21 protein-coding genes are annotated in these 22,677 nt (G+C 72.7%); 12 read left to right on the forward strand and 9 right to left on the reverse strand.

The features are described from left to right. The first annotated feature begins 2 nt into the window (after window positions 1-2). The 10 genes from carA to metK all read left to right on the forward strand — a co-directional run bounded on the left by carA (window position 3) and on the right by metK (window position 12,412). On the forward strand, window positions 3-1,256 hold the full coding sequence (gene carA / locus NI17_RS02665) for a glutamine-hydrolyzing carbamoyl-phosphate synthase small subunit (protein WP_084012495.1): 1,254 nt from the start codon (window positions 3-5) through the stop codon (window positions 1,254-1,256). A gap of 111 nt (window positions 1,257-1,367) precedes the next feature. Next, a complete protein-coding gene (gene carB, locus NI17_RS02670) occupies window positions 1,368-4,685 on the forward strand; it encodes a carbamoyl-phosphate synthase large subunit (RefSeq protein ID WP_068689710.1) in 3,318 nt (1,105 codons plus the stop codon). Window positions 4,686-4,864: 179 nt separating this feature from the next. After that, window positions 4,865-5,758 carry a dihydroorotate dehydrogenase electron transfer subunit gene (locus NI17_RS02675; RefSeq protein ID WP_068689708.1) on the forward strand — a complete coding sequence of 298 codons (894 nt, stop codon included), beginning with the start codon at window positions 4,865-4,867 and terminating at the stop codon, window positions 5,756-5,758. Window positions 5,759-5,789: 31 nt separating this feature from the next. Continuing rightward, entirely contained in the window at window positions 5,790-6,743 is a 954-nt protein-coding gene (locus NI17_RS02680) for a dihydroorotate dehydrogenase (RefSeq protein ID WP_068689706.1), read from the forward strand. A 364-nt stretch (window positions 6,744-7,107) separates the two neighbouring features. Then, complete coding sequence (gene pyrF / locus NI17_RS02685) at window positions 7,108-7,809, forward strand: orotidine-5'-phosphate decarboxylase (protein ID WP_068689704.1); 702 nt, start codon at window positions 7,108-7,110, stop codon at window positions 7,807-7,809. 306 nt (window positions 7,810-8,115) lie between these two features. Next, window positions 8,116-8,433 carry an integration host factor, actinobacterial type gene (mihF, locus tag NI17_RS02690; protein WP_068689702.1) on the forward strand — a complete coding sequence of 106 codons (318 nt, stop codon included), beginning with the start codon at window positions 8,116-8,118 and terminating at the stop codon, window positions 8,431-8,433. A gap of 185 nt (window positions 8,434-8,618) precedes the next feature. Then, window positions 8,619-9,200: a guanylate kinase gene (gmk, locus tag NI17_RS02695; RefSeq protein ID WP_068689699.1), complete on the forward strand. Its 582-nt coding sequence runs from the start codon at window positions 8,619-8,621 to the stop codon at window positions 9,198-9,200. 138 nt (window positions 9,201-9,338) lie between these two features. Next, complete coding sequence (gene rpoZ / locus NI17_RS02700) at window positions 9,339-9,605, forward strand: DNA-directed RNA polymerase subunit omega (protein WP_068689697.1); 267 nt, start codon at window positions 9,339-9,341, stop codon at window positions 9,603-9,605. A 134-nt stretch (window positions 9,606-9,739) separates the two neighbouring features. Then, entirely contained in the window at window positions 9,740-10,978 is a 1,239-nt protein-coding gene (gene coaBC, locus NI17_RS02705; protein ID WP_068689695.1) for a bifunctional phosphopantothenoylcysteine decarboxylase/phosphopantothenate--cysteine ligase CoaBC, read from the forward strand. A 240-nt stretch (window positions 10,979-11,218) separates the two neighbouring features. Next, window positions 11,219-12,412 carry a methionine adenosyltransferase gene (metK, locus tag NI17_RS02710; protein ID WP_119267668.1) on the forward strand — a complete coding sequence of 398 codons (1,194 nt, stop codon included), beginning with the start codon at window positions 11,219-11,221 and terminating at the stop codon, window positions 12,410-12,412. A 66-nt stretch (window positions 12,413-12,478) separates the two neighbouring features. On the opposite strand, the gene NI17_RS02715 is transcribed toward metK, so the two are convergent. The 7 genes from NI17_RS02715 to NI17_RS02745 form a co-directional block, all read right to left on the reverse strand. Beyond that, window positions 12,479-13,693: a DUF418 domain-containing protein gene (locus tag NI17_RS02715; RefSeq protein ID WP_068689693.1), complete on the reverse strand. Its 1,215-nt coding sequence runs from the start codon at window positions 13,691-13,693 to the stop codon at window positions 12,479-12,481. A 258-nt stretch (window positions 13,694-13,951) separates the two neighbouring features. After that, complete coding sequence (locus NI17_RS02720) at window positions 13,952-14,347, reverse strand: type II toxin-antitoxin system VapC family toxin (protein WP_068689691.1); 396 nt, start codon at window positions 14,345-14,347, stop codon at window positions 13,952-13,954. Then, the gene (locus NI17_RS02725) at window positions 14,344-14,640 is read right to left on the reverse strand and encodes a hypothetical protein (RefSeq protein ID WP_068689690.1); all 297 of its coding nucleotides are present in this window, start codon (window positions 14,638-14,640) and stop codon (window positions 14,344-14,346) included. Before NI17_RS02725 ends, NI17_RS02720 begins: the two co-directional genes overlap by 4 nt. Before the next feature lie 131 nt (window positions 14,641-14,771). Next, window positions 14,772-15,236, reverse strand: a complete 465-nt coding sequence (locus NI17_RS02730; RefSeq protein WP_068689688.1) for a nitroreductase/quinone reductase family protein — start codon at window positions 15,234-15,236, stop codon at window positions 14,772-14,774. 77 nt (window positions 15,237-15,313) lie between these two features. Then, window positions 15,314-16,507, reverse strand: coding sequence for an acyl-CoA dehydrogenase family protein (locus NI17_RS02735; protein WP_119267669.1), 1,194 nt, complete (start codon window positions 16,505-16,507; stop codon window positions 15,314-15,316). Window positions 16,508-16,563: 56 nt separating this feature from the next. Further along, entirely contained in the window at window positions 16,564-17,799 is a 1,236-nt protein-coding gene (locus NI17_RS02740; protein WP_068689686.1) for a CaiB/BaiF CoA transferase family protein, read from the reverse strand. Beyond that, complete coding sequence (locus NI17_RS02745; RefSeq protein WP_119267670.1) at window positions 17,796-18,167, reverse strand: DUF3870 domain-containing protein; 372 nt, start codon at window positions 18,165-18,167, stop codon at window positions 17,796-17,798. Before NI17_RS02745 ends, NI17_RS02740 begins: the two co-directional genes overlap by 4 nt. 360 nt (window positions 18,168-18,527) lie before the next feature. On the opposite strand from NI17_RS02745, the gene NI17_RS02750 reads away from it, so the two are divergent. Beyond that, entirely contained in the window at window positions 18,528-19,250 is a 723-nt protein-coding gene (locus NI17_RS02750; protein WP_068689684.1) for an SAM-dependent methyltransferase, read from the forward strand. Between the two features lie 19 nt (window positions 19,251-19,269). Here the strand turns inward: NI17_RS02750 and NI17_RS02755 are convergent, their stop codons facing one another. Further along, a complete protein-coding gene (locus NI17_RS02755; RefSeq protein ID WP_119267671.1) occupies window positions 19,270-20,061 on the reverse strand; it encodes a nucleotidyltransferase domain-containing protein in 792 nt (263 codons plus the stop codon). 85 nt (window positions 20,062-20,146) lie between these two features. Then, complete coding sequence (locus NI17_RS02760) at window positions 20,147-22,183, reverse strand: primosomal protein N' (protein ID WP_068689682.1); 2,037 nt, start codon at window positions 22,181-22,183, stop codon at window positions 20,147-20,149. Between the two features lie 152 nt (window positions 22,184-22,335). On the opposite strand from NI17_RS02760, the gene NI17_RS02765 reads away from it, so the two are divergent. Then, window positions 22,336-22,512, forward strand: coding sequence for a hypothetical protein (locus NI17_RS02765; RefSeq protein WP_157129710.1), 177 nt, complete (start codon window positions 22,336-22,338; stop codon window positions 22,510-22,512). The last annotated feature ends 165 nt before the right edge of the window (window positions 22,513-22,677 follow it).

Raw genomic sequence — 22,677 nt, forward strand, 5'->3', positions numbered from 1 at the left:
CCATGAGCGACCACTTCCAGGCGCCCGCGACCCCGCCGCCCGCGAACGGCGCGGCGGGCGGGGAGCGCCGCAGCGACCAGACCACACCCATCCGTCCCGCAGAGGGGAAGAAGAACGTGCAGGTGCCCGCGATCCTGGTGCTGGAGGACGGCCGAGTCTTCCACGGGGCCTCCTTCGGAGCCGAGGGGGAGACCTTCGGCGAGATCGTGTTCAACACCGGCATGACCGGCTACCAGGAGACTCTCACCGATCCCTCCTACCACCGCCAGATCGTGGCGATGACCGCGCCGCACATCGGCAACACCGGGGTCAACGACGACGACCCCGAGTCGGGCCGCATCTGGGTGGCCGGGTACGTCGTCCGCGAGCCCGCCCGCATCCCGTCGAACTGGCGGGCCAAGCGCACCCTCGACGAGGAGCTGCGCCGCCAGGGGATCGTGGGCATCGCGATGCCCGGCACCCGGGCGCTCACCCGCCACCTGCGCGACAAGGGCGCGATGCGCGCCGCGATCAGCACCGTGGAGCTCGACCCGCAGCGGCTGCTGGAGCGGGTCCTGGCCAGCCCCCGGATGGCGGGCGCCGACCTGGCCGGCGAGGTCACCACCGCCGAGCCGTACACGGTCCGCCCGCCCGAGGGCGTGCCCACCCGGTTCACCGTCGCCGCGGTCGACCTCGGCATCAAGGCGATGACCCCGCAGCGGCTCGCCGAACGCGGCTGCGAGGTGCGGGTCCTGCCCGCCGACACCACCGCCGAGGAGATCCTCGCCCTCGACCCCGACGGCGTGTTCTTCAGCAACGGCCCCGGCGACCCCGCCACCGCCGACACCGCCGTGGCGGCGATGCGCGGCGTGCTGGACGCGGGCAGGCCGCTGTTCGGCATCTGCTTCGGCAACCAGATCCTGGGCCGGGCCCTGGGACTGGGCACCTACAAGCTGCCCTTCGGGCACCGGGGCATCAACCAGCCGGTCCGCGACACCCGGACCGGGCGCGTCTACATCACCAGCCAGAACCACGGCTTCGCGGTGCGCGCCGACGCCGACGGTGCGTTCGACACCCCGTACGGCCGCGCCGAGGTCAGCTACATCGGACTCAACGACAACGTGGTCGAGGGGCTGCGGCTGCTGGACCGTCCGGCGTTCAGCGCCCAGTTCCACCCCGAGGCCGCCGCCGGACCGCACGACGCCGCCGAGCTGTTCGACGCCTTCGTCGACCTCATGGCCGCCCACCGGGACGCGCGCGACGCCGCACGGGTCTGAACCGCCCGACCACGGCGACCGCCGCACCACACCCCGCGGAGACCGACACGCCCACCGGCGGCGGTCCGCGCCACCAACGCCTCGACCCGACACTGAGGAATACACAGAGCTATGCCACGCCGTACTGATCTTTCGTCTGTGCTCGTGATCGGCTCCGGTCCGATCGTCATCGGCCAGGCGTGCGAGTTCGACTACTCGGGCACCCAGGCCTGCCGGGTGCTCAAGGCCGAGGGCCTGCGGGTCATCCTGGTCAACTCCAACCCGGCCACGATCATGACCGACCCCGAGTTCGCCGACGCCACCTACGTCGAGCCGATCACCCCCGAGATGGTCGAGAAGATCATCGCCAAGGAGCGCCCCGACGCGCTGCTGCCCACCCTGGGCGGGCAGACCGCGCTGAACACCGCCGTCGCGCTGCACGAGTCCGGAGTGCTCGCCAAGTACGACGTCGAACTGATCGGCGCGAACATCGACGCCATCCAGTCCGGCGAGGACCGCGACGTCTTCAAGAGGATCGTGGAGCGCATCGGCGGGGAGTCCGCCCGCTCGGTGATCTGCCACACCCTCGAGGAGTGCCTGGCCGCCGCCGAGGAGCTGAGCTACCCGGTCGTGGTCCGCCCCTCCTTCACCATGGGCGGCGCGGGGTCCGGCTTCGCCCACGACGAGACCGAGCTGCGCCGCATCGCCGGGCAGGGGCTGGAGCTCTCGCCCACCACCGAGGTGCTGCTGGAGGAGTCCATCCTCGGCTGGAAGGAGTACGAGCTGGAGCTGATGCGCGACGCCAACGACAACGTGGTCGTCGTCTGCTCCATCGAGAACCTCGACCCGATGGGCGTGCACACCGGCGACTCCATCACGGTGGCGCCCGCCATGACCCTCACCGACCGCGAGTACCAGCGGCTGCGCGACCTCGGCATCGCCGTCATCCGCGAGGTCGGCGTGGACACCGGCGGCTGCAACATCCAGTTCGCGGTGCACCCCGAGACCGGCCGGGTCATCGTCATCGAGATGAACCCGCGCGTCTCGCGGTCCTCGGCGCTGGCCTCCAAGGCCACCGGCTTCCCCATCGCCAAGATCGCCGCCAAGCTCGCGATCGGCTACACCCTGGACGAGATCCCCAACGACATCACCGCCGAGACCCCGGCCAGCTTCGAGCCGACCCTGGACTACGTGGTCGTCAAGATGCCGCGGTTCGCGTTCGAGAAGTTCCCCGGCGCCGACCCCGGCCTGACCACCACCATGAAGTCCGTGGGCGAGGCCATGGCCATCGGCCGGTCCTTCCCCGAGGCGCTGCAGAAGGCCATGCGCTCGCTGGAGAAGAAGGGCGCCGCCTTCACCTGGGCGGGCGAGCCCGGCGACAAGGACGAGCTGCTGCGCGCGGTGCGCACGCCCAGCGAGAACCGGCTCCGCCAGGTCCAGCAGGCCCTGCGCGCGGGGGCCACCGTGGCCGAGTTGTACGAGGCCACCAGGATCGACCCGTGGTTCCTCGACCAGCTGCTGCGGCTGGAGGAGAAGGCCCGCGAGCTGGCCGCCGCCCCCCGGCTGGACGCCGAGCTGCTGCGCTCGGCCAAGCGGCTGGGCTTCTCCGACGTCCAGATCGGCGAGATCACCGGCCGCTCCGAGGAGGTCGTCCGGGAACTGCGCGACGCCCTGGACGTCCACCCCGTCTACCTGACCGTGGACACCTGCGCCGCGGAGTTCGCCGCGCGGACGCCGTACCTGTACTCCAGCTACGACGAGGAGACCGAGGTCCCCGAGAGCAGCCGACCCAAGGTCATCATCCTCGGCTCCGGCCCCAACCGGATCGGTCAGGGCGTGGAGTTCGACTACAGCTGCGTGCACGCCTCCTTCGCGCTGGCGGAGGCCGGATACGAGACCGTCATGGTCAACTGCAACCCCGAGACGGTCTCCACCGACTACGACACCAGCGACCGGCTGTACTTCGAGCCGCTGACGCTGGAGGACGTGCTGGAGGTCGTGCGCGCCGAGCAGCTGACCGGACAGGTCGCGGGCGTGATCGTGCAGCTGGGCGGCCAGACCCCGCTGGGCCTGGCCGGAAAGCTCAAGGACGCGGGGGTGCCGATCGTGGGCACCAGCCCCGAGGCCATCGACCTGGCCGAGGACCGCGGCGAGTTCGGCCGGGTGCTGGCCAGGGCCGGGCTGCCCGCCCCCAAGCACGGCACCGCCCAGTCCTTCGAGGAGGCCCGGGCCATCGCCGACGAGATCGGCTACCCGGTGCTGGTGCGCCCCTCCTACGTGCTGGGCGGCCGCGGCATGGAGATCGTCTACAACGAGTCCATGCTCGCCGACTACATCGAGCGCAACGCCGAGGTCAGCACCGAGCACCCGGTCCTGGTGGACCGCTTCCTCGACGACGCCATCGAGATCGACGTGGACGCCCTCTACGACGGGACCGACCTGTATCTCGGCGGCATCATGGAGCACATCGAGGAGGCGGGGATCCACTCCGGCGACTCCGCCTGCGCCCTGCCCTCCATCACGCTCGGCCAGGAGGACATCGAGCGCATCCGCTACTCCACCGAGGCCATCGCCGCGGGCGTCGGGGTGCGCGGCCTGCTCAACGTCCAGTACGCGCTCGCCTCCGGGGTGCTCTACGTCCTGGAGGCCAACCCGCGCGCCTCGCGCACCGTGCCGTTCGTGTCCAAGGCCACCGCGGTGCCGCTGGCCAAGGCCGCCGCGCGGGTGATGATGGGCGCCGCCGTCCGCGAGCTGCGCGCCGAGGGCGTCCTGCCGCCGCGCGGCGACGGCGGCACCCTGCCGCTGGACGCCCCGGTCGCGGTCAAGGAGGCGGTGCTGCCCTTCAACCGCTTCATCGACCGCCACGGCCACGGTGTCGACACCGTGCTGGGGCCGGAGATGCGCTCCACCGGCGAGGTCATGGGCCTGGACGCGGACTTCGGCACCGCCTACGCCAAGTCCCAACTGGCCACCTACGGGAAGCTGCCCACCTCCGGAGCGGTGTTCGTCTCCGTGGCCAACCGGGACAAGCGCACCATGATCTTCCCGGTCAAACGCCTGGCCGACCTGGGCTTCGAGATCCTGGCCACCGAGGGCACCGCCCTGGCGCTGCGCCGCCACGGCGTCCAGGCCCGCGTGGTGCGCAAGCACAGCGACGGTCCCGGCCCCGACGGCGAGCCGACGATCGTGCAGCGCATCCACAACGGCGAGGTGAGCCTCATCGTCAACACCCCGTTCGGTGGTCCCGGCCAGTCGGGGCCGCGCCTCGACGGCTACGAGATCCGCACCGCCGCGGTCGCGCGCGGGGTACCCAGCGTCACCACCGTCCAGGGCCTCTCCGCCGCGGTGCAGGGCATCGAGTCCCTGGTCAACGGCGACATCGGGGTGCGTTCCCTGCAGGAGCACGCTCGCGCGCTGCAGGCCGCGACCCGGGAGGCGCTGGCGCGCTGACGGATCCGCTCGGGGACGGTCCGTACGCGGACCGTCCCCGAGGCGCGCCCGGGTACGGAACAATGGGGCAGCGAGCGCCCGGACACGGGGTTCTTCTCCGCGAGGCCCCTTCACGGCCCGTCGCGCGACGGTCGGGAGGGCGCTCGAGGCGGCGGTGAGAATCGAGGGGACCCCCAGGAGTGAGTGACGTGCGGCCGGTGCAGATGAGCAGCCCGGTGCTGACGGTGCGGCAGGTGGACGCCTACCACGCCATCACGGTGGTCGCTCCGGGGATCGCGGAGCGGTTCCGGTCGGGACAGTTCGTCGCGGTGGCGGTGGGCGGCGAGCACTCCAGCATGCTCACCCGTCGGGTCTTCGCCATCCACGAGGTCAAGCCCGACTACGGCGGTACCGTGGAGTTTCTGTTCACGGTGCGCGGCAGGGGCACCGCCTGGCTGGCCGAGCGCCGCTCCCGGGACCTGCTGGACGTCATCGGCCCCCTGGGCAGGCCGTTCCCGCTGCCGCGCGATCCGGTCAACTGCGTCCTGGTCGGCGGAGGGGCGGGCAGCGCGCCGCTGTTTCCGCTGGCGCACGCGCTGCGGCGGCGCGGCTGCCGGGTGGACTTCGTGCTGGGGGCGGCCACGGCGTCGCGGGTGTTCAGCGCGATCACGGCGCGGCGGATCGCCGAGACCGCGACCTTCACCACCGACGACGGCTCCTTCGGGACGCGCGGCAGGGTCACCGACGTCCTCGACCAGGTGATCGACGACGCCTGTTCGGACGTGGTGTACGCGTGCGGGCCGATGCCGATGCTGCGCGAGGTCACCGCGGCCGCGGCGCGCCACGGGATTCCGATCCAGGTGTCGGTGGAGGAGACCATGGCGTGCGGCACCGGCGTCTGCATGTCGTGCGTGGTCCCGGTGGTGGGGGAGGACGGCATCACCCGCATGGCGCGCGCCTGCGTGGACGGCCCGGTGTTCCGGGGCGAGCGCGTGCGGTTCGACGACGTCGGGACGATTCCCTTCGACGCCCTGGGAGCCCCGGGGTGGAAGGCGCGCGCGAGCGGGGAGGACCGGGCACGCGAGGCCGGATGAGCACGCGGTGACGGCGACGGAGAGGACGGCGATGATCCCTGATCTGCGGATCGGGCTGGGCGAGTGGGAGCTGGCCAACCCCGTCATGACCGCGGCCGGATGCGCCGGGTCGGGACGTGAGCTGGCGAGGTTCTTCGACATCGCGCGGATCGGGGCGGTGGTCACCAAGTCCGTGACACTGGAGCCCCGGGCCGGGCGGCCCGCGCCGCGCATCGCGGAGACGCCCAGCGGGGTGCTCAGCGCGGTCGGCCTGCAGGGGCCGGGCATCGACGTGCTCCTGCAGCGGGACCTGCCGTGGCTGCTGTCGCGCGGTGCCCGTGTGGTGGTGTCGGTGGCCGGGGGGAGCGCGGACGAGTACGCCGAACTCGCGCGGCGGCTGTCGGAGGCACCCGGAGTGGCCATGATCGAGGTGAACCTCTCCAGTCCCGACCCGGCGCGCGGGGGGCGGCACTTCGTGCAGGACTCCGCGGCCGCGGCCCGGGTGGTGGGCGCGGTGCGGGAGAACGCCCGGGCCGACATCCCGGTGTTCGCCAAGCTCTCCCCCGACGTGTCGGACCTGGTGGGGCTGGCGGCGGACTGCGTCGAGGCGGGCGCGGACGGGCTGGCCATGATCAACACGGTCCGGGGGATGGCCATCGACGCCGACACGCTGCGTCCGGCGGTGGCGGGCGGCATGGGCGGGCTGTCGGGACCGGCGATCCGCCCGATCGCCGTGGCCTGCGTCTACCAGGTGCACGCGGCGCTGCCCGAGGTGCCCATCGTCGGGATGGGCGGGGTGCGCACCGGGGCCGACGCGATGGAGTTCCTGCTGGCCGGGGCCAGTGCCGTGGCCGTGGGCAGCGCGCTCTTCCACGATCCGTCGGCGTGCGTGCGGGTGGTGCGGGAGCTGGAGCGGGAGTTGGTCGACCGGGGGGTGGAGCGGGTCGGCTCCCTGGTCGGCGCGGCGCACCGCACCGCGGGGGCGGCGGGCGTGGCGGCGGAGTGAGCGGGCGGATCCGGCGTGGACCGCTCGACGGGGGCGCCTGCGGCCCCCGGGCGCGGGGACAACCGAAAACCGGCTGAGACGTCCTGTACCGGGTTGGAATCGACGAGTGACCCTTTCCTGGCGGAGAGGGAAGTTGGGGCGCTTGTGGCGCTTTGGGCGCGTTCTGTGCCTGTTTTCAGCTCGCTGGCGCGTTTGGGCGCCCAGGAAGAGCGGGGTTTCCCGGGAGGCGGGCATGATCGGTCCGCGGAGGGGAACCCACGGGGACGGCGGGTGCGCCGCGAACAGCGGCGGACTGTCCCCACGGCCCCGCCGTACCGGCGGGGCGTGATCCGACCAACCGTGACACGCATGAAGGAGAGCCATCGTGGCCGCACCCATCGCCGTCGCGATCGACGCACCGGAAATCGAGACCGCCGCCCGCTGGGCGTCCGCGGTCGCCCCCCACGTCAGCACGCTCAAGGTGGGGCTGGAACTGTACCTGCGCTACGGCCCCGAGATCGTCGCGACCATCCGGGGCGCCAACAAGGTGGAGCTCTTCCTCGACCTGAAACTGCACGACATCCCCGCGACGGTCGCGGGCGCCGCCCGTGCCGTGGCGCGTCTCAGGCCGCGCTTTCTGACCGTGCACGCCACGGGCGGGTCCGACATGATCCGCGCGGCGGTGGAGGCGGCGCCCGACACGCGGATCGCGGCCGTGACGGTTCTGACGTCGCTCGACGAGGCGGCTCTGGAGGCCGTGGGCGTGCGCGGTCCCGCCTCGGACGCCGTGCGCCGTCTCGCGGTGCTCGCCGTCGACGCGGGAGCGCGGGCGCTGGTGTGCTCCCCCCAGGAGGTGGCCTCGCTGCGGGCGGAGGTCGGGCCGGACATCACGTTGATCACACCGGGGGTGCGTCCGGCGGGCGCGGAGCGGGGCGACCAGGCTCGGGTGGCCACCCCGGAGGAGGCACTGGCCGCGGGGGCGGATCTGCTGGTGATCGGCCGTCCCATCACCCGTGCCCCCGACCCGGGGGCCGCTGCCGCGGCGATCGGGGCCGCGCTCCGGCGGGCCCGGGCCACGGCTTCCTGACCGGCGGAAGTCTGTTACGGTCATCAGTCAATTGCGGATTTCTTCGTCCGGAATCCGGAGATCCGGCGGGAATGTGGCCAAGCTCACGTCAGCGCCCTCGGTGGGAGTCGCTGTCCTGTCCGGATTGTCAAGCAGGGCGGAAATCCGAAAATCAGCAACTGTGAGTAGCTTCCCGTGCGCTGTGCGTAGTTCCTTGAAGGAAATAGCGCGTGAAAAGCGACTTTGCGTTGCCGAAGAGGGGCGGAACCTACTAACTTGCGCAGGCGTCCGCCCTCTGAAAACTAGAGAAAACCGAGGTGACCCGGCGTGGCCCTTCCTCCCCTCACTCCTGAACAGCGCGCCGCGGCTCTTGAGAAGGCCGCGAAGGCCAGAAAAGAGCGCGCGGAGGTCAAGCACCGCCTCAAGCACGGCGGCATCTCGCTGACCGAGGTCCTCAAGCTCGGCCAGACCGACGAGGTCATCGGCAAGATGAAGGTCTCCGCCCTGCTTGAGTCGCTTCCCGGCGTCGGCAAGGTCCGGGCCAAGCAGATCATGGAGCGGCTCAACATCGCCGAGTCGCGGCGTGTCCGCGGCTTGGGCGCCAACCAGCGCGCCGCGCTGGAGAGCGAGTTCGGCGGCCAGTAGTTCAGGTGAGTCGGGCGCGCCACAGAGCGCGCCTCAGCCTTTGGCGGACTGGCCCGTCGACGCCCCGGGCGTCGACGGGCCAGTCCCCGTTGAGCTGGTATAAAAAGATCCATCCGCGCCACCGGGTCGTGGTCGCGGACCACCGTCCAGCCCGCCCAGAGCGGGAGCCGGGAGTCTGAGAACCAGTGCCTGTTGAGTCCGGTATCGGCCAGCCGAAACGCCTCACGGTCCTGTCCGGACCCTCCGGGGTGGGCAAGAGCACCGTCGTCAAGGAGTTGCGCCGCCGCCATCCCGAGGTGTGGCTGTCGGTGTCGGTCACCACGCGATCCCCGCGCCCCGGAGAGACCGACGGAGTCGAGTACCACTTCGTCGACGACGCCGAGTTCGACCGCCTCATCGCGGAGAAGCAGCTGCTGGAGTGGGCCGAGTTCGCGGGGAACCGCTACGGCACCCCGCGCGAGCCGGTGGTCGAGCACCTGGCGGCCGGCCAGCCCGTGCTGCTGGAGATCGAACTGAACGGCGCCCGCCAGGTACGCGCCAACATGCCCGAGGCGTTCCTGGTCTTCCTCGCCCCGCCGTCCTGGGAGGAACTGGTCCGCCGACTCACCGGACGCGGAACCGAGTCCCCCGAGGTGGTCCAGCGCCGACTCGACACCGCCCGCGTCGAACTGGCCGCCGAGAAGGAGTTCGACGTCACGCTCGTCAACACGTCGGTGCACGACGTGTGCGATGAGCTGCTAGGTTTGATGGTTGCGCCGTCCACGTAGCGACCAGGCGCACTCGGGGGCGTCCCGTCCGGCGGAGCCGGACACCGGTCCGTGCCGACGGTCCCGCGCCCCGTGTCCATCCGCATTCCACGGCGCCGCGCACGGCGCGGAGCCCCGACCGTCTAGGGGTTAGGCACCTTGGCTGGTACACCGCCCGTCGCCGAAGGCATCACCAACCCGCCGATCGACGAACTCCTCGAGGTCGTCGACAGCAAGTACAGCCTCGTCACCATGGCCGCCAAGCGGGCCCGGCAGATCAACGCCTACTACGCCCAGCTGGGCGAGGGGCTGCTGGAGTACGTGGGCCCCCTCGTGGAGACCCAGGTCCAGGAGAAGTCCCTGTCCATCGCGCTGCGCGAGATCAGGGAGGGCCTCCTGAGCGCCGAGGCCCAAGAGAACGCATAAGAGCCGTCCCGACCTGCGGGCTTCCCGCGGACCGAGTGCACCCTACCCCGCCCGTCCCACGCGGGAGGGCGACGGATAGGGTCGCGGTCGGCGGGAAGCCGGAAGGTGAGCAGTGAGGAAGGGACGGTGCCGCGATGTCGGCTGAGCGCGCACCCGAGGTCGTTCTCGGCGTCGGCGGGGGAATCGCCGCCTACAAGATCTGCGAGCTGTTGCGCCGCCTCACCGAGTCCGGTCACCGGGTCCGGGTGGTCCCCACCCGCGACGCCCTGCGGTTCGTGGGCGAGCCCACCTGGGCCGCGCTGTCCGGCAGACCCGTCGCCACCGACGTGTGGCAGTCGGTGCACGAGGTCCCCCACGTACGCCTCGGTCAGCACGCCGACCTGGTGTTCGTCGCCCCGGCCACCGCCGACCTGCTGGCCCGGGCCGCCCACGGCATGGCCGACGACCTGCTCACCAACACGCTGCTCACCGCGCGCTGCCCGGTCGTGTTCGCGCCCGCCATGCACACCGAGATGTGGGAGCACCCGGCCACCCGGCACAACGTCGCCACGCTCCGCTCCCGCGGCGCGATCGTGCTGGAACCCGCCTCGGGGCGGCTCACCGGAGCCGACACCGGCAAGGGGCGCCTGCCCGAACCCGCCGAACTGTTCGACGCCGCCCGCCGTGTGCTAGCCCGCGGCTCACTCCCCACCGACCTGGCCGGGCGGCACGTGGTCGTCTCCGCGGGCGGCACCCGCGAGGCCCTCGACCCGGTCCGCTTCCTGGGCAACCGGTCGACGGGGATGCAGGGGTACGCGCTGGCCGCCACCGCCGTGGCCCGCGGCGCCCGGGTCACCCTCGTCTCCGCGAACGTGGCGCTGCCGCCCCCGGCGGGAGCCGACGTGCGCCCGGTCACCTCCGCGGTGGAGTTGCGCGACGCGGTCCGCGAGGCCGCGGCGCGGGCCGACGCGGTGGTCATGGCGGCGGCCGTCGCCGACTTCCGTCCCGACACGGTGGCCACCGGGAAGATCAAGAAGACCGGTGGGCGTCCCGCGCCGATCGCCCTCGTGGAGAACCCCGACATCCTCGCGGAGCTCAGCCGCGACCGGCTCCGGCCCGACCAGGTCGTCGTGGGCTTCGCCGCCGAGACCGACAACGTGCTGGAGCACGGCCGCGACAAGCTCCGCCGCAAGGGCTGCGACCTGCTCGTGGTCAACCAGGTCGGTGACGGCAGGGCGTTCGGCACCCCCGACAACCAGGCGGTGGTGCTCGGCCCCGACGGACTGGCCGTGGACATCCCGCGCGGTCCCAAGGAGGACCTCGCCGACCGGGTGTGGGATCTGGTGGCCGAACGTCTTGGCGGCACGGTGCGAACCGCTGATCCTGGGCGATAATGACCACGGCGTTGCGCCACTCCACCGGAGGAGGCCACCAGGGGCCGGTCCGGCGAGGCCGCCCGTCACCACATCCGAGGAGCTCGACACAGCAGCCGGTCCGGCATGTGTCGATCCCCACTACAGTGGACCAATAAAACCAACCCCGCCGGTCGGGAACGGCCGGGGAGCCCCGAGGCGCCCCGGGCCCGGACGGCACGACAACTGTCAGCCAGCAGCCGCTGCGAGGAGTCCCACACCGTGTCCCGTCGACTTTTCACTTCCGAGTCGGTCACCGAAGGCCACCCCGACAAGATCGCCGACCAGATCAGCGACGCGATCCTCGACTCGATGCTCAAGGAGGACCCCCGGAGCCGGGTCGCCGTGGAGACCCTCGTCACGACCGGTCAGGTGCATGTCGCAGGTGAGGTGACCACGTCCACCTACGTCGACATCCCCACCATCATCCGCGAGAAGATCCTGGAGATCGGCTACGACTCCTCGGCCAAGGGCTTCGACGGAGCCTCCTGCGGCGTCTCGGTCTCCATCGGCGCGCAGTCGCCCGACATCGCCCAGGGCGTCGACACCGCCTACGAGACGCGCGAGAACGAGGCCTCCGACGACCTCGACCGGCAGGGCGCGGGCGACCAGGGCCTGATGTTCGGCTACGCCAACAGCGAGACGCCCGAGCTGATGCCGCTGCCGATCAAGCTCGCGCACGCCCTGGCCCAGCGGCTGGCCCAGGTGCGCCGCGACGGCACCGTTCCCTACCTGAGGCCCGACGGCAAGACCCAGGTCACCGTCGAGTACGACGGCCAGACCCCGGTCCGGCTGGACACCGTCGTGGTCTCCAGCCAGCACGCCCCCGACATCGACCTGCGCGAGCTGCTGACGCCCGATGTCAAGGAGCACGTGATCGCCCCGGTCGTGGCCGAGTACGGCCTGGAGGCCGACAACTACCGGCTGCTGGTCAACCCGACCGGGCGGTTCGAGATCGGCGGTCCGATGGGCGACGCCGGACTGACCGGCCGCAAGGTCATCGTCGACACCTACGGCGGATACGCCCGCCACGGCGGCGGCGCGTTCTCCGGCAAGGACCCGTCCAAGGTCGACCGCTCCGCCGCCTACGCCACCCGCTGGGTCGCCAAGAACATCGTCGCCGCCGGGCTGGCCGAGCGCGTCGAGGTCCAGGTCGCCTACGCGATCGGCAAGGCCCAGCCGGTCGGCGTCTTCCTGGAGACCTTCGGCACCGAGCAGGTCGCCCCGGAGATGATCGAGAAGGCCGTGCTGGAGGTCTTCGACCTGCGGCCCGCCGCGATCATCCGCGACCTCGACCTGCTGCGCCCCATCTACTCCAAGACCGCCGCCTACGGCCACTTCGGCCGGGAGGTCCCCGAGTTCACCTGGGAGCGCACCGACCGCGTCGAGGCGCTGAAGTCCGCCGTGGGTGCCTGATCCGCACTTGAGGACAGCCGAGTGGCCCCGGTCCGCGCGGACCGGGGCCACCACCGTCGTGCGCGGTCAGCGCCGACCGGCGCCGCCGGTGAGCGACAGCACGGACTTCTGCAGCCACTCCAGCGGCCCGTACCGGAACCGGCGCAGCCACAGCGACGCGGAGACCAGCAGGAACAGGCTGACCCCGGCCCACAGGCCCAGCACCCACCACGGCCCCGAACCGCTCATGCGCGACGCCAGGCCCAACCCGAAGCCGTAGCACAGCAGCGAGCACAGCACGTTCTGCGCGACATAGCCGGTCATCGCGGTACGGCCCAGGGCGGACACGGCTTTGGTGACCACGCCGGACCCCGGCAGGCGGTCCACCAGCAGCCCGACCAGGCCGATGTAGCCCACCGCGACCACGGGAGCGGCGACATAGCGGTCGAGCAGGAACAGGTCCGCGCCGCCCAGGGAGGTGGCGAGGTTCAACGGAAGGCCCACCCCCAGCCCCCAGCGGGCCATGCGGACGCGCATCCGGCGCCCCGACGCGCCCGGGTCGAACGCTCCGGCGCGCATCAGCCTCACCCCGACGAGGAACAGCGCCACCAGCAGTGCGAAGGCGACGACCGGCTCGATCCGCAGGACCAACGCGTTGTCCATCCGGAACAGCACCTGCTCCGGGTAGCTTCCGTCGGCGTACAGCGCGGTGAGGTCGGCCACGTCGCGCGGGCCCGACTCCTCCTGCGGGGCTGTGGCCAGCGCCCAGGTGAGCAGCGACATCAGTAGCACGTGCAGCACGGCCGCCGACCACAGCACGGCCGAACGCACCCCGCGGGAGCGGGTGAGCAGCCAGGCCACCACCAGGCCGGTCACGGCGTAGCCCATGAGCACGTCCCAGGCGAACACCAGCGTGAAGTGGACGGCTCCCTCGACCAGGAGGAACAGCGCCCGCCCGGTGTAGGTCCCGGGCCAGCGCCGCCCCCGCCGCTCGGCGGAGCGGTACTGGAGGGCCAGTCCCGCGCCGAACAGGACGGACAGCAGGGCGAGGAACTTGCCGTTGGCCAGGAAGCGGAAGACGGCCTCCACCGCGCCGTCGACGGAGGAGACGGCGGAGACGTCGACCAGGGCCTCCGCGTCGACGAGCGGAGCGGTCTCTCCCAGGGGCGAGGCGAACAGCCACACGTTGGTGGCGAGCGTGCCCAGGATCGCCGTCCCGCGCAGCACGTCCAGCAGGGGGATGCGGGCGGCGGGCGGAACGTGGCGGGTCCCCGCCGCGGGGGCGGGTTCGGCGGTGTCCATGTCGTCTCCGGTCCTCCACTGATCGGTCGGCACCGCCGATGCTCTCCCGGACGCGGCCTCCCGCGCGTCGGGCGGACGGAGGACGAGGACGTACTGCTTTGGAAGGAGCGGACAACGGCGGCGGCCCCGGCCGTGCGGACCGGGGCCACCGCTTCCCCGAGGGGAGAAGCCCCGGAGAGTGTGTTGCCGGTGCCGATCAGCGGCGGGCGCCCTGTGCGGAGGCACCGCCGGTCAGGACCGGGACAGCAAGGCCGGACATCAGGTGACGAGATCGGCCTCGCAGCGCAGCCCCGGGGTCCGGGTGAACTTCGCGTCGCAGGTCGGCAGCGGGGCGTTCCACTGCTCCGCTGCCGCTACGTAAACGGCGTCGTGGGGAGAGCAGTTGTGCCGCAGTTCCCACACCCGGGGCGTCAACGGCTCCTGCATGATCCGCCCGATGGGGATGCCGCCCGTGCTCACCTTGCGGAGTGCGCCTTCTGCCTCGGCCGGCGAGAGCTTCGATGCCTTGGCCAGGCCGCGCGGCACACCGGCGAACTCCGGGTCGACGACCGAGGGAGCCAGCAGCCTCCTGCCCTTGACCCGTGCGGCCACGGCCGCGCTCGTGGCGCTCGGAAGGAGCCGACTGGCCAGGGCGGAGGTGTCGATGACGATCATTCGGGGCGTCCCTCGTGGAGGGCGGCCAGAATGTCCTCGGTGGTGACGTTCCCCTTGACGCTGTCACGGAACTCGGCGGTGTCGGTGACGAGTTCATCGGTGACGGGGGCGGGGAGTCCGCCCTCCGCCAGCAGGTCGCGGGGGGCGGACGGAACCGGGTGGACGATGTCGGCCTCAAGTAGGCCGACCAGGTAGTCCCGCAGGGACATGTGGGCGGCCCGCGCCTTGCGGAGCGCGGCTTCCGCCACGTCACCGGGGATCTCCAGTGCTTCGATCGTGATCGTGTCGTCCACGGTTCCACCGGCCCCACCCCGTGTGGGCTTCGAAGCGTTCGATTCCTTTGCGTACCCGTCCGAAAACGGCTGACAAAACGGACGCACGCTGGTCAAACGGTGTCCGTGACGGGGGAAGTTCCGCGGAAACGTCAGATCCGCACCACGGTGCTGCGCACGATCTCGAAGACCGGGTGGTGCGCCGCCTCGCGCTCGAACTCCTCCAGGGAGGCGTCGGGGCCGACCCGGAAATAGGGGCCGACCACGGCGGCCCGGGGGCCGTCGAGGTACTCGCGCAGCACCGGGGCGGCGCGCTCGGGGCTGACCTCGACCACGCTGACCAGTTCGATCCACCCGCCCCGGCGCAGCGTCGCGTAGCCGTCCTTGCGGATGTTGCGCACCCAGCCGACCTCGCCGTAGGGCGCCACCAGGAAGCGGCCGTCGGTGTTCTCGATCAGACTGACCGGGGTGGTGCGCAGAAAACCGGTCCTGGCCCCGCGGGTGGTCAGCAGGTGCAGTTCCCGCGGGCCGAGACCGTAGGCGACCGCCCCGCCGATGACGGCGTTGGCGACGCGCCGCGCCCGGGTCATCTCAAAACGCTTCGTTCCGTGCTCCATCGCACCTCTCCCTATCACACCCCCATTGTGGGGCGTGCGCGGAGTCCCTCGCGTCTGAGGCATACCCGGGCGGCCGCTCAACGGAACGCGGAGACGCCCGTCACCGCCTGCCCGAGGCTGAGCGCGTGGATCTCCTCGGTGCCCTCGTAGGTGGCGACCGTCTCCAGGTTCAGCATGTGCCGCAGCACCGGGTAGTCCAGGGTGATCCCGTTGGCGCCGTGCAGTGAGCGCGCCCTGGCGGCCACCCGCTGGGCGGCGGCCACGTTGGCGAGCTTGCCGAAGCTCACCTGGTGGTGGTGGCAGGCCCCCGCGTCCTTGAGCCGCCCCAGGTGCAGGGCGGTGAGGGCGGCCTGGTTGACGTCCACCACCATGTCGGCGAGTTTGCGCTGGGTGAGCTGGAAGGCGGCGATGGGGCTGCCGAACTGCTCGCGGGAGGCGGCGTAGTCCAGCGCCGCCTCATAGCAGGCCCGGGCCGCGCCCGCCGCGCCCCACAGGATGCCGAACCTGGCCTCGTTGAGGCAGGACAGCGGGGCGCCCAGCCCCTCGGCCAGCGGCAGCCGCGCCGATTCGGGCAGCCGCACCCCGTCGAAGGAGAGCGCGGAGGTGACCGACGCGCGCAGCGACAGCTTGCGGTGGATCACGGTCGCGGTGAACCCCGGGGTGTCGGTGGGGACCACGAAACCCCGGATGCCCTCGTCGGTCGCGGCCCACACCACGGCCACGTCGGCGATGGAGCCGTTGGTGATCCACATCTTCGCGCCGTCCAGCACCCAGTCGGAGCCGTCACGACGGGCCCGGGTGCGCATCGACCCCGGATCGCTTCCCGAGTCCGGTTCGGTCAGTCCGAAGCAGCCGATGGCCTCGCCCGCGGCCATCCGGGGCAGCCAGTGGCTCTTCTGCTCCTTTGAGCCGTACCGGTGGATCGCGGCCATGGCGAGCGAGCCCTGCACCGAGACGAAACTGCGCAGCCCGGAGTCGACCGCCTCCAGTTCCCGGCAGGCCAGCCCGTAGCAGACCGCGCTGGTCCCGGCGCACCCGTAGCCGTCGAGGTGCATGCCGAACAGGCCGAGCTGTCCGACCCGTCTGGCCAGGCCGCGCGGATCGGGGATGGTGCCGGCCTCGAACCACTCGGCGACGTGCGGCAGCAGTTCGCGTCGGCCGAACTCGCGCACGGTGTCGCGGACGGCGGTCTCCTCGGCGCTGAGCGAGGAGTCCACGGCCAGGAAGTCCAGGGGGTCGGGGGCGGCGGGTCTGCTGCGTGAGGTGCTCAACTGAAAACTCAACTCCTCGAGGTGATCGGGCGGGTTCTGCGGTGCGGGGGAGGGGATCAGCGGACCGGGTGCTGGACGACGGCGCCGCGCTCGACGAGGGCGGCGATCCGCTCCGGGGACAGGCCCAACTCCTCGAGCACCGCGGCGGAGTGCTGCCCCAGCAGCGGGGGAGGCAGCACGGCGCCACCGCCGGGGGTGGGCGCGTCGAAGCGGAACCCCGGCCGGACCAGCTCCAACTCGCCCAGGGTGGGGTGTGCCACGGTCATGGTCGCGTCGTCTCCGGAGGCGTCGGCGGTGCGGATCGCGTCCAGCACGCCCCGCACACTGCCCACCGGCACACCGGCGTCGGTGAGGATCGCGGTCCACTCCTCGGCGCTCCCGGCGGCCAGCGCGGCGGTGATCTCGGCGACCAGGGCCCCGCGGTGGGCGACCCGGTCGGTGTTGCTGCGAAACCGCGGGTCGTCGGCCAGTTCGGGGCGGCCCAGCGCCACGCACAGCTTCCGGTACAGCGCGTCGTTGCCGGCGGCGACGACGAGGTCTCCGTCACCGGTGGGAAAGGTCTGGTAGGGCACGATGGTGGCGTGCGCGTGCCCGACCCGCTCCGGTTCGACACCGGTGACCAGCGCTCCCTGGCCCACCTGCACCAGTCCCGACAGCGCCGAGTTGAGCAGCGACACCCGGATGTGGCCGCCCCGACCGGTGGCCGCGCGCCGCACCAGGGCGCCGCAGACCGCCGTGGCGACGTTGAGGCCGGTGAGCACGTCGGCGAGGGGGATGCCGATCTTGGTCGGCGGTCCGCCGGGCTCGCCCGTGGTGCTCATCAGCCCGCTCTCGCCCTGCACGACCACGTCGAAGCCGGGCCGGTCCGGTCGGACGTGTCCGGGGCCGAAGCCGCTGATGGAGCAGTAGACGACTCCCGGATTGTCCGAGGCGACGTCCGCGTGCCCCAGTCCGAGCCGTTCGGCCACGCCCGGCCGGAAGTTCTGCACCACCACGTCGGCCCGCGCGCACAGCGCGCGCACCGCGGCCAGCCCGTCGGGGTCCTTGACGTCGACGGCCAGGCTCCGCTTCCCCCGGTTCAGCGCCAGGTAGTAGGCGGCCTGGTCGCCGGCCCACGGCGGACCCCAGGCCCGGGTGTCGTCCCCCCGCTCCGGGTGCTCCACCTTGACCACGTCCGCGCCCATGTCCGCCAGCAGCATCGTGGCGTAGGGGCCGGCCAGCACCCGGGACAGGTCGGCGACGACGACGCCCGCCAGCGGTGCCGCGGGGCTGTCCGGAGACGCGGGCGTCACTGTCCGCCTCCCTCGGGTCGGTGGGGGTCGCGCAACTGCAACCCGGTCTCCAGGCAGCGGCGCAGCGCGGTGCTCAGGGCCGCGCCGGACTGGCCCGCGTAGCGGCTCTGCACGCGGCGCACCAGTTCGGCGATGTCGTCGTAGATCGACAGGCCCTCGGTCAGCACCCGGAAGAAGTCCCGGGCCAACTCGGTGATCAGGGTGGTGTCGGCGGCCACGATGCGGCCGGTGGACCGCTCCACGGCCAGGACCACTCCGAGCCGCTCGTACTGGTGGCGGCCCGCCACGGTGTCGGGCAGGCGGGCATACCCCGAGATGAGGACGACGTCGGGGTTGTCCAGCAGACGGCGGCGCGTTTCCTCGAGCACGAAACGAGCCCTCTCTTCATAGGCACACGAAACTCTCGCTCTGGAGTCTCGCGCCTGGACAGGACGTCGGCGAGAGGCGGTGCGGGGCTCCTCGTTGGCGTCCTCGGCGGGAGGGCAGACGCCTTCAGTATGCCAGCGGGGCTCCCGCCGGTGTCAAGGGTCCTTGATGTTCCGGGCCCTACGCCTCTGAACAGGGAGAACGAAACTCCGAGAAGCTTGGTGAAGCACTGGGAAACAAGGTGAGAATTATCCGATGTGTCAATTTCCGCGGAGGCGCTACCATCGAAGGCCAGTGACCGAGGTCACGGTGGACGAGTGTCGGCCGCGCCCTCGACGGCCGACGGTTGGGGGAACGCAATCGTGATCGAACAGCGGCAGGCACTGCCCGTCGACGCCGACCCCCGCTCCCCGGCGCTGCCCGGGCCCCGGGTCATCCGCATGGACGACTACCGTGCCGACACGCGCGCGGCCCCGTGCGAGCACGAGACCGCCCGAGCCGCCCGGATCGCCGAGGCCGAACACCGGTTCCTCCGCCGATGTGTCGGCTACCTCGCCGCCGACCTGCGGATACGACAGTACGTCGACTTCGGCTCCCGGGTGCCGCACTCCCGCGGAATCCACGACATCACCGACGAACACCTCTCCGACGCCCGCGTCGTGCGGATCGACACCGGAACAGCGGTGCCGCTGCACACGCGGGCGTCGTCGCACCGGTCGGCCGCCCTGTGGATCGAGCACCCCCGGGCCGAGGAGCTGGTGGCCCAACTCGGCCTGCGCGGCCTCGTCGACCCGGGCGAGCCCGCGGCGGTGCTGCTCGACACCGACCTGCTGCCCCGCGAACTCCCCGTCTCCGGCGTGGTCCACGCCCTGCACGACGCACTCGCCCCCGGCAGCCACCTCGTGCTCCGCCAGCGTCCCGGCAACCCGGCCGACCCCTACGCCCGCGGCATCGCCGCCGCGCTCTTCGAACCGTTCCTCCTGCTGGAGCCCGGAGTCGCCGACCTCGCCTGGTGGCCCTACCCCGACGAGGAGGTCGCGGCCGACGGAGTGGGCGTCCTGGCGGGACTGGCCCGGCGCCGCTGAGCGCGCCGGGCGGGGCGGGTCAGGACGCGGCGGGCAGCGACTCCCAGCGCCGCCACGTCCGCCGGTAGGCGTCGACCAGCCAGGCGTCGGCCCATGCCTGGTCGGCCGAGCGCGGCAGGTCCGCCTGTTCGACCAGCGCGGCCAGGCGCCGCTCCTGCTCGGCGGCCACCTCCAGTGCCTCCTGGCGGCTGTGGCGGCCCTGCCGCAGGTCGCGCAGCCACGTCCGCCACGGTTCGGGCATCGGCAGGGTGATGCGTCCGGTCTCCAGCAACTCCACCCCCTGCAGGCCCAGCCGGATCATGTGGGCGGCGAACTTGACGTCGAACCCGTACCGGTCGACGAGTTCGGGGCGGTTGGTGCGCCCGCCGCGCCGCCCCAGCATCCGGTCCCGCTGCGCGCGCAGGTAGCCCAGGAAACGGTGGCCGGCCGAGCGGGAGACGAACCGCTCCGCGTTGGCCCGCAGGTCGCGTCCCAGGTCGTCGACGTGGACGATCTCGGAGTCGGGCACGAACAGCGGGATCAGCACCGTGGGGTTGCCCGCCAGCGCCAGCCGGGTCCACTTGCGCAGCGAGTACACCGTCAGGTCCAGATCGCCAGGCCCCGAGCGCACCCCCTCGGGCTGGGTGCGGAAGACGTACTGCTCGAAGGCGCGCAGCCCGACGACGTACTCGGGAGGTTCGACGCAGATGCCCATCTCGTCCCGGTCGTCCTGACCGGACACGGCGATGCCGTGCACTCCGGAGCCGACCTGGCAGCGCAGCACGGTGCCGCGTTCGGCCAGCCGGGCGAACTCGGGATCGGAGTGCTTCACGACAACCTCCTGGGATCGGCGGAAACCGACCCTAACCGGGGAGTCCGGACGCGGCCACCGGTTTTCTCCGGAGTGCGCGGCGCGCTCAGACCACGTCCAGCGGGTCCATCCGCACCTGGACGGCCCTCTCCTCCCGGCGGGCGCTGCGGGCCGCGCCCGCGGCCTTGAGCGCGGCCGACAGTTCGCGGGAGGCGTCCCGGGAGACGCGCAGCAGGGCGCGTTCGACGCCGTCACCGCCGACGGGGACCGGTCCCAGCAGCTCGGCCGTCGGCGGCAGGGCGGCCTGGTCGAGGAACTCCCGCACCCGCGCGGCCTCCCCGGTGACCGAGGCCATCGTCACGGCGGGCGGGAAGCCCAGTTCCCGGCGTTCGGCCAGCTCCCGTTCCGCGAAGGCGGCCGGGTTCCACCGGATGAGCGCCTGCACCGCCGGGAGCGCCGCGTCGGCCAGCACCACCACCTGCCCGCCGTCCTCGGCGGGACGCACCAGGGCCGAGGCGTTGCACCAGCGGCGCAGCGCCTCCTCGGCGGCCCGCAGGTCGGCCCGGCCCAGCAGCGCCCAGCCGTCCAGGAGCACCGCCGCCGCATACCCCCCGGCCGCGGTCGGCTCGGCGCCGGGGGTCGCCACCACCAGCGCCGGGGTGTCGGGAACCTCCGCGAGGACCTCCTCGCGTCCCGAGGTGCGCACCGGTACCGACGGGAAGGCCCGGCCCAGTTCCTCGGCGGTGCGGCGGGCGCCGACCACGGTCGCGCGCATCCGGGGGAACTCGCAGGAGGGGCAGCGCCAGTCCCCGGCGATGTGGCCGCACCAGCGGCAGTACGGCATGGCGTGGGCGCTGCGCAGCGCCAGTGGCCCCCGGCAGGCCGGGCAGCGGGCGGGCGTGCGGCAGCGCGCGCAGGCCAGCGCGTCCAGGTAGCCGCGGCGGGGGACCTGGAACAGCACCGGTCCCCGGCGCGCGGCCTCCCGGGCCACCCGCAGCGCCATGCTGGGCAGCCGCGCCGAGCGTGCCGCCTCGTCGCGGGCGAGTTCGGCGTCGTCTCCTGCGGCGCGGACGAGGGGGGCGCGCCGCCGCACCAGGTCCCGGTCGGCGAGGATCGGGTGCGCCCACCCCGACTCGACCAGGAGAGCGGACTCGACGGTCCTGGTGAAGGAGCCGAACAGCGCCGCGGACCGGGTTCGGTGGGCGCGCAGCGACAGCACGGTGCGGGCGTGCGGGTAGGGCGCGTGGGGGTCGCAGTGCACGTCGTCGCCGTCGTCCCAGAGCACCACCAGGCCCAGGTCGGTCACCGGGGCGAACATCGCGGCGCGGGTGCCCACCACGATCCGGACGCGGCCGCGCAGCACCGTCAGCCAGCGCCGGTAGCGTTCGGCCGGGCCGAGTTCGGCCGTCAGCGCCACGTGGCGGTCCCGGCCGAGCCGTTCGGTCAGTGCGGCGTCCACCCGGGCGACGGCACGGCCGTCGGGCACCACGACGAGCGTGCCGCGGCCCGCGGCCAGGGCGGTGTGCGCGGCCACCGCGATCGCGTCGCACCACCGCGGCCCAGGCAGGGCGGTCCACACCGCGCGCGGCGCCCGGTCGGCGCGCAGCGCGCCCAGGAACGCCGGGCCGGTCGGGTAGTCGGTCCAGGGACCGGCGTCGAGCGGGGCGTCCCCGATCCCGGGCGGCGGTTCGGCCGCGGCGGGCTGCGGCTCCTTCTCGACCCGGGCGTGCCGCGGCGGCACGGCCAGCCGCAGCACGTCGCTGAGCGTGCCCGCGTAGTGGTCGGCGACGGCGCGGGCCAGCGCGGCGATCTCGGGGGTGAGTACCGGCTCGGGGGAGACCACCTGGTGCAGGTAGGCCAGGCGGCCCGGGAACGCCGACTCCGCGACCCGTTCCAGCAGGAAGCCGTCCAGGGTCTGGCCGTTGAACCGGACCCGGACCCGGCAGCCGGGCACGGCGGTCTCGTCCAGGGACTCGGGCACCCGGTAGTCGAAGGGGCGGTCCAGGTGCGGCAGCGGCGTGTCCACGACGACCCGCGCCACGGACAGCGTGGCGGCGGGCCTGCGGGGGCGGGGTCGCGGGGCCGTCGCGGCGCGGGGCGCCTCGAAGAGGGCTCCCTCGTCGGGGGCGGACTGGTCGGACATGACTGTCCCAGTCTTACCAGAGCCCTGCCGGGGCTCCGGGGCCACAGCGGGGGCGGGAAGTCAACGGTCGCTGACCGTGCGCTCCGTGTGACTGACCGGCAGCTTCTCGAAAGACCCCGTTTCTGGTTCATGCCCCCGAAACGAGGATCATTGTGAGTGATCTGCTGCTGCGTGGCGGCGCGATGGCAGCGGCCGTCCCGGCCTTCTCCGCCAGCGCCTGGTTCGGGTGGGCGCAGGAGCGCCCGCCCGCGGGCTGGAAGATCCCCCTGGCCGTGGGCTCGGTGGGCGGATGCTGCTCGCGGCCGCAGCGGGCACGGTCGCGGGGCTGAACCGGACCACCGGCCCGGCTCTCGACGACGCGGAGAACTTCCGGACCCATCTCGTCACCGTGGCGGTCGAGTCCGGGCTGGCGGCCTCCGCCGCCCGGCCCCCCGGGGGCCGCGGCGCGCCGAAACGGTCGGGGGGGGACAGGAAGCGGCCCGAGCCGAGGGCTC

The organism is Thermobifida halotolerans (genome assembly GCF_003574835.2).
GTDB lineage: Bacteria > Actinomycetota > Actinomycetes > Streptosporangiales > Streptosporangiaceae > Thermobifida > Thermobifida halotolerans.

Bases quoted from the DNA above. Each gene is read 5' to 3' on its own strand.
- carA (WP_084012495.1), top strand. From the start codon at position 3: ATGAGCGACCACTTCCAGGCGCCCGCGACCCCGCCGCCCGCGAACGGC.
- carB (WP_068689710.1), top strand. From the start codon at position 1,368: ATGCCACGCCGTACTGATCTTTCGTCTGTGCTCGTGATCGGCTCCGGT.
- NI17_RS02680 (WP_068689706.1), top strand. From the start codon at position 5,790: ATGATCCCTGATCTGCGGATCGGGCTGGGCGAGTGGGAGCTGGCCAAC.
- coaBC (WP_068689695.1), top strand. From the start codon at position 9,740: ATGTCGGCTGAGCGCGCACCCGAGGTCGTTCTCGGCGTCGGCGGGGGA.
- NI17_RS02715 (WP_068689693.1), bottom strand. From the start codon at position 13,693: ATGGACACCGCCGAACCCGCCCCCGCGGCGGGGACCCGCCACGTTCCG.
- NI17_RS02720 (WP_068689691.1), bottom strand. From the start codon at position 14,347: ATGATCGTCATCGACACCTCCGCCCTGGCCAGTCGGCTCCTTCCGAGC.
- NI17_RS02730 (WP_068689688.1), bottom strand. From the start codon at position 15,236: ATGGAGCACGGAACGAAGCGTTTTGAGATGACCCGGGCGCGGCGCGTC.
- NI17_RS02760 (WP_068689682.1), bottom strand. From the start codon at position 22,183: ATGTCCGACCAGTCCGCCCCCGACGAGGGAGCCCTCTTCGAGGCGCCC.